Raw genomic sequence first — 4579 nt, forward strand, 5'->3', positions numbered from 1 at the left:
GATCGTTCTTCTCCGGCACGATCCGGTTCTCGCGCAGATATTGCGCCACCACCGGTGCCGGCACGCCGTGCTCGGCGTAGCGGCCGGTCGCCCGGTCGAAGCCGGGCGTCAGCAGCGTCAGCTTGTTCGGATCGGTCATGGCGAAGCCGGGCGCCATATCGGCAAAGCCGTGCCAGGCTGCCCTCGGTCCGATTTGCCAGAACGCCGGATCGGTCGCGAGCTGGTCGGTGCTCACCGCCTCCCATGCGACGTCGTGCACGGCGCCTTCGCGCGCGGCATCCGCGATCGTCACCCGATCGGGCACGAACGGATCGAAGAACCACCGCCGCTCGGCCCGCGCCTCCTTCTCTTCGAACTCCCGCCGCACCGCGCGGATCTTCTTGCGCAGCTCGATGCCGAGCCGGATCGTATCGTCCCACAGCACTTCGCCGGAGCGGCCCTTCATCATCTGCGCGCCGACATCGAGGGAAGCGAACAGCGGATAGAACGGCGACGTCGAGGCGTGCTGCATGAAGCTCTCGTTGAAGCGCCGGTGCTCGACCCGCCGCTTCTGGCCGCGGATGTGCCGATCCTTGATGTGGATCTGCGAGGCCTGGGAGAAACTGGCGAGCTGCTTATGGGTCGACTGCGTCGCGATAATGCCGGGCGCGTCGTCGCCGAGGTTGGCCAGCCCCATCGCGAAGCGGCCGGCGTAGAGCGGATGAAACTTCATGAAGCCGGCCCAGGCTTCGTCGAACAGGATGTAGTCGCACAGGTGCCCGATGCGGCGCAGGATCATCTCGGCGCTGTGGATGGTCCCGTCATAGGTGCACTGTTCGACCACGGCGACGCGGAACGGGCGCGGCTTGCGCCACGCCTCCTTGTCCTTGACCAGCGGATGATTGCGGATGCGCTCGCGTAGCGCCTCTTCGTCCAGGGCATCCCATGCCATCGGGCCGATCAGCCCCCAGGCGTTGCGGACGGTGGGGATGTAGACCGGAATCCCGCCGCCCATCATCAGTGCGCCGTGGTGCGCCGCCTTGTGGTTGTTGCGATCGAACAGGACGAGGTCGCCGTCGGTGACGAGCGCACCGAGCGCGACCTTGTTGGAGGTCGAGGTGCCGTTGAGCACGAAGTACGTCTTCTCGGCGCCGAAGATCTGCGCGGCCTCCTTCTGCGCGCGCAGCGCCGGCCCCTCGTGGGTCAGCAGATCGCCGAGATCGAGCACCGAATTGTCGAGGTCGTCGCGAAACACCGCCTCGCCGAGATGCTCGATGAACACCCGCCCGATCGGGCTGCGGCTGTAGAACATGCCGCCGTTATGGCCGGGGCAGGTCCAGAGCTGGTTGCCCTCCTCCGCATAGTCGACCAGCGCGCCGAAGAACGGCGTCTTCAGCGTGTCGGCATATTGCTTCAGCCGGCTGATCAGATTGCGCGCGATGAAGGTCGGCGTCTCTTCGGAGAGAAAGACGTAGCCGTCGATGAAATCCAGCACCTCGACCGGCACTTCCTCGAACCGCTTGCGGCGGATCAGCAGCACGATCGGAAAATCGAGACCGCGCCGCCGCATCAGGTTGATCAGCGCAGCAGTCTTGCCCTCGAGCCCCTTCTTGCCCCAGTCGACCACCATGCAGCCGATCGCGGCGTCAGTCTGCACCGCGATCTCGGCATCTTCGAGCTTTCTCGCCTTGACGATCTCGAAGCCGGACCGTTCGATCTCGGCGACAATCTGGTTGAATCGGATGCCCTCGAGATCATCCGCCTCGAAGGTGGGTGCCGAGAACAGAAAGGTGAAACGCCTGAAATAGTCCATGAGGGTGCCCACGTGAATCGCCGACACTCTCTCGCCGGGTTGTGTGACAGTGTGGTGACAATGGCTGTGGCCAGCGGCTGCCATGGATGACGCGCGAGTGGCGGCCGCGGCATACGGAGCAAAATTTCAAGCGGTCCGATGTTGCCACGCGCCGGCGACTATTCGCAATGTACGCGAGCCGACGCTCCCCAGGGAACGAGGCCGCCCCTCCACGATCAAGCTCTAACCGCTGATACCCGTCTCTGCGGACCTGATTAATCGCGAGGCGGCATCTGCCTGGACAATGCGGTCGACAGGCGAGCGGCATTACTGCAAAGCTGGCGGCCATCAGCCCACAGCCGAATGGAGCCGTAATGACGAATGACCGCCCTACCGATCCCCGCACCAATTGGGCGCAACTTTCGCAAAGCGAGCGCGACGCGGCCTACGATAACAACAGCGCCGTCAAGAACAGCCCCGAGTTGATTGCCGAACGCAACGACTCCTCCGCGCAGGCACGCGCGACGCTGAAGTCGGTGCTCGACCTGCCCTACGGCCCACGCCCGAACAACAAGATCGACCTTTATCCCGCGGCCGAGCGCGACGCGCCCTGCCTCGTGTTCTGGCATGGCGGCTATTGGCAGAAGAATTCGCGCGAGCTCTTTGCCATGTTGGTCGAAGGCATCGCCGCGCACGGCTGGTCGATGGCCATTCCGGGCTACTCGCTGGCGCCCGACGTCTCGCTCGCCACGATCGTCGATGAGAGCCGAGCCGCGCTCGACTGGCTCGCCGAGCATGGCCCCAAGCATGGCGTCGCCGGGCCAGTCGTCACCTCGGGCTGGTCTGCTGGCGGCCACCTCGTGGCGATGACACTGGATCATCCGCTGGTCACCGCGGGTCTGTCGATCTCCGGCGTGTTCGATCTCGGGCCGATCCGCGATACCGGGCTGAACAAGGCGCTGCAACTCACCGATGAAGAAGTCGAAAAGCTGTCTCCATCGCGATTGCCGGTGATCGACAAGCGCCTCGACCTCGCCTACGGCGCCAACGAACTGCCGGCGCTGGTGCTGGATTCGATGGACTTGTACGCACGCCGTCAGGCCGCAGGTGCACCGGGTCGGCTACTGCCGCTCGCCGGCCACGATCATTTCTCGATCCTCGCCGAACTCCGCAAGCCCGACGGCGCGCTGGTCAAGGCGGCGCGAGAGCTGATCGGCTGAAAACCTCAGTTGTCGCGATCCGGCTTCAGCGCGGCGGCGTTGATCAACACTTCGCCGCGCTCGACCCGGACCGGATAGAGCCGTAACGGCCGGCTCGGCCAGCCGTCCGAGATCGCTCCGTCAATCAGGCTAAAGGAGGCGTCGTGGCGCGGACAGGCTAGCCGCCCGTTGACCACCCGTCCGCATGCGAGATCGGCCTGCTCGTGAGGACAGGCCCGCTCGCACGCCGACACCATGCCGCCGTCCGAAATCAACGCGAGATCGACGCCGGCCACACGAACCGCGACGATGCCCTCGGCCGTCAGCCGCGGCAGGCTGCAGACCGGAAACCATTGGTCCTGTGACCGCGCAACGCCGCCGGTCCAATCCTCAGCCACCGAGATACGCCTTGCGGACGTGCGGATTGGCGATCAGCTCGGCGCCGGTGCCCGACAACACGATGCGGCCGCCTTCGAGCAAGTAAGCGTGGTCGCACATGTCGAGCGCTGCGAAGGCGTTCTGCTCAACCAGCAGCACCGTGGTGCCGGTGTCGCGGATGCGGCGGATGATCGCGAAGGTGCGCTCGACGATGTTCGGCGCCAGCCCGAGCGATGGCTCGTCGAACATCACCAGGCGTGGCCGGCTCATCAGCGCACGACCGATCGCAAGCATTTGCTGCTCGCCGCCGGACAGCGTGCCAGCGGCCTGTTTGCGGCGCTCGGCAAGTCGCGGAAACTCGCCGTAGATCCGATCGCGGTCAGCGGCCACCTCGGATCGATCGCTGCGCAAATAAGCGCCCATGTCGAGGTTTTCCTCGACGGTCATATGCGGAAACACGCGGCGGCCTTCCGGGCAATGCGCGATGCCGGATTTCAGAATGCGAGGCGGCTTGGCGCCGGTCAGCACCTCGTTGTCGAACCGCAGCGCGCCGGCGCGCAGCGGCACCAGGCCGGAGATCGCCCGCAGCGTCGTGCTCTTGCCGGCGCCATTGGCTCCGATCAACGCGACGAGCTGCCCGGCCTTGACCTCGAAGGTGATGCCCTGCAGCGCGGTGACGCCGCCATAGCCGCATACGGCGTTGATGAGCTCAAGCATGCTTCACCCCCTGGCCGAGATAAGCTTCGATCACCGCCGGATCGTTGCGGATCACGTCCGGCGTCCCTTCGGCGATGATCCGGCCATAGTTCAGCACCACGATCCGATCCGACACGCTCATCACCATCGGCATGTCGTGCTCCACGAGAAGAATAGTGATGCCGCGATCGCGGATCTTCCGGATCAGCTGGACGAAGGTATGCGTCTCCGATGCGTTCATGCCGGACACTGGCTCGTCGAGCAGCAGCATCGACGGCTCGGCGGCCAGCGCCAGCGCAACGCCGACCAGGCGTTGCTCGCCGTAAGACAGCGAGCCGGCGAGATCATGCGCACGGCGGCCGAGGCCGACCCATTCGACCAGCTCGGCCGCCTTCTCTTTCAGCTCCGCCTCCAGCCGCCGCACCCGCGGCAGCCCGAGCACCGACGGCAGCACGCCGACCCGGCCGCGGCGATGCAGCCCAATCAGGACGTTGTCGTAGACCGTGTCGTTGGGAAACACGCTAGTGCGCTGGAA

General features: G+C 65.5%; 5 protein-coding genes. 1 reads left to right on the top strand and 4 read right to left on the bottom strand.

What is annotated here, in order from left to right:
* On the bottom strand, nt 1–1792 hold a 1792-nt coding region (locus tag DYI24_RS21780; RefSeq protein ID WP_164573820.1), incomplete at its 3' end, for an Orn/Lys/Arg decarboxylase N-terminal domain-containing protein.
* A gap of 353 nt (nt 1793–2145) precedes the next feature.
* Here DYI24_RS21780 and DYI24_RS21785 point away from each other — a divergent pair.
* On the top strand, nt 2146–2991 hold the full coding sequence (locus tag DYI24_RS21785; protein WP_164573817.1) for an alpha/beta hydrolase: 846 nt from the start codon (nt 2146–2148) through the stop codon (nt 2989–2991).
* 5 nt (nt 2992–2996) lie between these two features.
* On the opposite strand, the gene DYI24_RS21790 is transcribed toward DYI24_RS21785, so the two are convergent.
* From DYI24_RS21790 to DYI24_RS21800, 3 genes are all read right to left on the bottom strand, one after another.
* On the bottom strand, nt 2997–3368 hold the full coding sequence (locus DYI24_RS21790; protein WP_164573818.1) for a Rieske (2Fe-2S) protein: 372 nt from the start codon (nt 3366–3368) through the stop codon (nt 2997–2999).
* Nucleotides 3361–4065 (bottom strand): ABC transporter ATP-binding protein, encoded by a 705-nt coding sequence (locus DYI24_RS21795; RefSeq protein WP_107356194.1) that lies wholly within the window; start codon nt 4063–4065, stop codon nt 3361–3363. Before DYI24_RS21795 ends, DYI24_RS21790 begins: the two co-directional genes overlap by 8 nt.
* Nucleotides 4058–4579: ABC transporter ATP-binding protein (locus DYI24_RS21800; protein ID WP_164573819.1), on the bottom strand; the 522-nt coding region annotated here is incomplete at its 5' end. The genes DYI24_RS21795 and DYI24_RS21800, both read right to left, overlap by 8 nt.

This window comes from Rhodopseudomonas sp. BR0C11, assembly GCF_010820945.1.
Taxonomy (GTDB): Bacteria; Pseudomonadota; Alphaproteobacteria; order Rhizobiales; family Xanthobacteraceae; genus Rhodopseudomonas; species Rhodopseudomonas palustris_H.

Excerpts from the sequence above, each read along its gene's own strand:
- DYI24_RS21795 (WP_107356194.1), bottom strand. The coding sequence starts at position 4,065 with ATGCTTGAGCTCATCAACGCCGTATGCGGCTATGGCGGCGTCACCGCG.
- DYI24_RS21785 (WP_164573817.1), top strand. The coding sequence starts at position 2,146 with ATGACGAATGACCGCCCTACCGATCCCCGCACCAATTGGGCGCAACTT.